Origin of the sequence: Agromyces humi, from assembly GCF_009720255.1 — a bacterium.
Lineage (GTDB): Bacteria > Actinomycetota > Actinomycetes > Actinomycetales > Microbacteriaceae > Agromyces > Agromyces humi.
In genome coordinates this window covers 1-3,145 of the sequence record NZ_WJSP02000408.1, presented here as the reverse complement: position 1 = coordinate 3,145, position 3,145 = coordinate 1, and the positions used below count along the sequence as shown (strand labels likewise).

Here is a 3,145-nt window from a genome sequence, read left to right as displayed (position 1 = left end):
CGCGAGCGCGGCGCGCGCGGCGCGCGTCGGTCGGTGCTCAGAGCGCGCCGGTCGCCGCCGTCTCGCGCACCTGCGGGGTGCCGTCGAACACGAGCAGGCGGTCGGCGAGCTTGTCGACGAAGAAGCGGTCGTGCGACACGACGATGACGGCGCCCGGGAAGTGGGTGAGCGCCCGCTCCATCACCTGGGTCGACGTGATGTCGAGGTGGTTCGTCGGCTCGTCGAGCACGATCACCGCCGCCCCCGAGAGCAGGCACTGGGCGATCGCCACTCGGGCGCGCTGGCCGCCCGAGAGGGTGCCGATCTTCTGTTGCAGGTCGGCCTCGGAGAACTGCAGCATCGCGAGGAACCGGTTCACGCTCTTCTTCGTCGCGGTGAACGCGAGCGAGTCGGGGTAGGCGTTCACCGCATGGCCGACGGTGTCGTCGAGGTCCAGCGCGGCGTACACCGCGTTGTACGACACGAACCGGGCGCCCTTCGCCCAGCGCACGGTCCCGGCATCCGCTTCGGTCTCGCCGGTGAGCACGTCGAGCAGCGTCGACTTGCCCGAGCCGTTCGAGCCGAGCACCGCGACCCGGTCGCCGCGCTGCAGGTCGAAGGAGAGCCCCTCGAACAGCGGACTGCCGTTGAAGCCCTTCGCCAGCCCGGTGACGGTCAGGAGGTCGTTCGAGACCCGCAGCCCCTCGTAGATCGACGTGATGATCTGGTCGATGGGGCGCGGCGCCTGCCGCTTCTTGATGTCGGCCAGGCGGCGCGCCACCGCGTTCGACGGGTTGCGGGCGGCCTCGCGGCGTGCGGTCGACGCGGCCTGCTCGTAGGCGAGCAGCTCCTCCTCGTGGGCGAACTGGCGCTCGAGCATCTTCAGCCGCGACTGCTTGGCGTGCACGTACGCCGAGTAGTTCCCCTCGTACTCCTGGAGTCGGTGGTTCTCGATCTCGACGATGCGGTCGACGACGCCGTCGAGGAACTGGCGGTCGTGCGACACGACGAGCACCGCGCCGGCGAAGCCGCCGAGCCAGCCCTCGATCCAGCGCACGCCGTCGAGGTCGAGGAAGTTGGTCGGCTCGTCGAGCAGCAGCACGTCGGGCGCCTGCACGAGGATCTGCGCGAGCGCGGCGCGGTTTCGCCATCCGCCCGACAGCCGGTCGACGGGCAGGTGGCGCCGCTCCTCGTCGAATCCGAGGCTCGTGAGCACGGTGTCGATGGTGTTCTCGTAGGTCCAGCCGCCGACGTGGTCCATCCGCTCGAAGAGCTCGCCCTGCTCGGTGAGCAGGGTCGTCATCGCGGCATCCGTCATCGGCTCGGCCAGCGCCAGCCCGATCTCGTCGAGCCGCGCCTGGGTCTCGTGCACCGCGGTGAAGTGGGCGCTGAGGGTCTCGTACGTCGACTGCTCGCCGTCGAGCTCGGAGAACTGCGAGAAGTAGCCGATCGTGGTGCCCAGCGTCACGTCGACGGTGCCGGAGGTGGGCTCGCGCCGGCCGAGCACCAGCTCGAGGAACGTCGTCTTGCCCGTGCCGTTCTTGCCGATGAGGCCGATGCGGTCGCCCCGGCGCAGCTTCAGGAACGCCTCCCGCAGCACCGGCCGGCCGTCGAACTCCAGGCTCACGTCGTTCAGGCGGATGAGGCTCACGGGAGTCCTTGCGTTCGGAGGAGGGGTGGGGCGCGGGTGACGCGAACGGCCAACTTTACCGGGCGGCATCCGCTGCCTGGCTGGGTACGCGCGTGCGCGGGCCTGCGGGCATGCACCAGACGCCCATCCGGAGGACGTAGGGTCGATGCACCGCCATCGTCGCCTCTCGAGAGGAGCCGCCTGCCATGAGCAGTGCCATCAGCAGCGAAACCGCCCTGGACGTCTTCGACCGTCGCGAATCCGAGGTGCGCGGGTACGTCCGCGCCTTCCCGACCGTGTTCGACCGCGCCACCGGCTCCACCCTCGTCGACGCCGACGGCCGCGAGTACCTCGACTTCTTCGCGGGCGCCGGCGTGCTCAACTACGGGCACAACAACCCGGCGTTCACGCGGGCCCTCATCGAATACCTCGAGCGCGACGGCATCATCCACGGGCTCGACATGGCCACCTCGGCGAAGCGGGCGTTCATCGAGGCGTTCGAGCAGCTCGTGCTCGCACCCCGCGGACTCGACCACAAGCTGCAGTTCACCGGGCCGACCGGCGCCAACGCCGTCGAGGCCGCCCTCAAGGTCGCACGCCAGGCGACCGGGCGCTCCACGGTCGTCGCGTTCACGAACGCCTTCCACGGACTCAGCCTCGGCGCGCTCGCCGCGACGGGCAACAGCCACTACCGCGGCGCCGCGGGCACCGGCCTCGACGACATCGCGCGCCTGCCCTACGACGGCTACCTCGGCGCCGACGTCGACACGCTCGACCTGTTCGAGAAGATGCTCGACGACCCGGGGTCGGGCCTCGACCTGCCCGCGGCGGTCATCGTCGAGGCGGTGCAGGGCGAGGGCGGCATCAACGTGGCGAGCGCCGCGTGGCTGCAGCGCCTGCGCGCGATCACGGCCGAGCGCGGCATCCTGCTCATCCTCGACGAGATCCAGGCGGGCGTCGGTCGCACCGGCGCGTTCTTCGCGTTCGAGGAGTCGGGCATCGTGCCCGACATCGTGACCATCTCGAAGTCCATCTCGGGCTCGGGGCTGCCGATGTCGCTGGTGCTCCTGCGCCCCGAGGTCGACGTGTGGAAGCCCGGCCAGCACACCGGCACGTTCCGCGGCAACAACCTCGCCTTCGTCTCCGCGCGCGTCGCGCTCGAGACCTACTGGGCGGATGCCGCGTTCACCGACGCGATCGCAGCGAAGTCCCGGATGCTCCGCGCCGAGCTCGAGGCGATCGCCGTCGACCACCCCGACCAGGCGTTCGTCGTGCGCGGTCGCGGCCTGATGTACGGCCTGGCCTGCGACGGCGACCGCACGCTGGCGGGCCGCATCTCGAAGGAGGCGTTCACGCGCGGCCTCGTGATCGAGACGTCGGGCGCCCATGACGAGGTGCTGAAGTTCCTGCCGTCACCTGGTGTCAGGAGTGCGACAAGATCGCGTTCCTCGCCGCCGGCGCCCCTCCAGCGAAGTGCACGCTGACGCTCCGCTGCCCCGGATCCCCGGTGAAGGCCGGCGCGCAGGTGCGTCGCGT

2 protein-coding genes are annotated in these 3,145 nt (G+C 70.7%); one reads left to right on the top strand and one right to left on the bottom strand.

From position 1 onward, the window contains the following. Positions 1 to 37: 37 nt before the first annotated feature. A complete protein-coding gene (locus GH736_RS19980) occupies positions 38 to 1,630 on the bottom strand; it encodes an ABC-F family ATP-binding cassette domain-containing protein (protein WP_159606445.1) in 1,593 nt (530 codons plus the stop codon). 185 nt (positions 1,631 to 1,815) lie between these two features. Here GH736_RS19980 and ectB point away from each other — a divergent pair, with 185 nt between their 5' ends. Continuing rightward, positions 1,816 to 3,093 (top strand): diaminobutyrate--2-oxoglutarate transaminase, encoded by a 1,278-nt coding sequence (gene ectB / locus GH736_RS19975; protein WP_159606443.1) that lies wholly within the window; start codon positions 1,816 to 1,818, stop codon positions 3,091 to 3,093. The last annotated feature ends 52 nt before the right edge of the window (positions 3,094 to 3,145 follow it).

Excerpts from the sequence above, each read along its gene's own strand:
- ectB (WP_159606443.1), top strand. The coding sequence starts at position 1,816 with ATGAGCAGTGCCATCAGCAGCGAAACCGCCCTGGACGTCTTCGACCGT.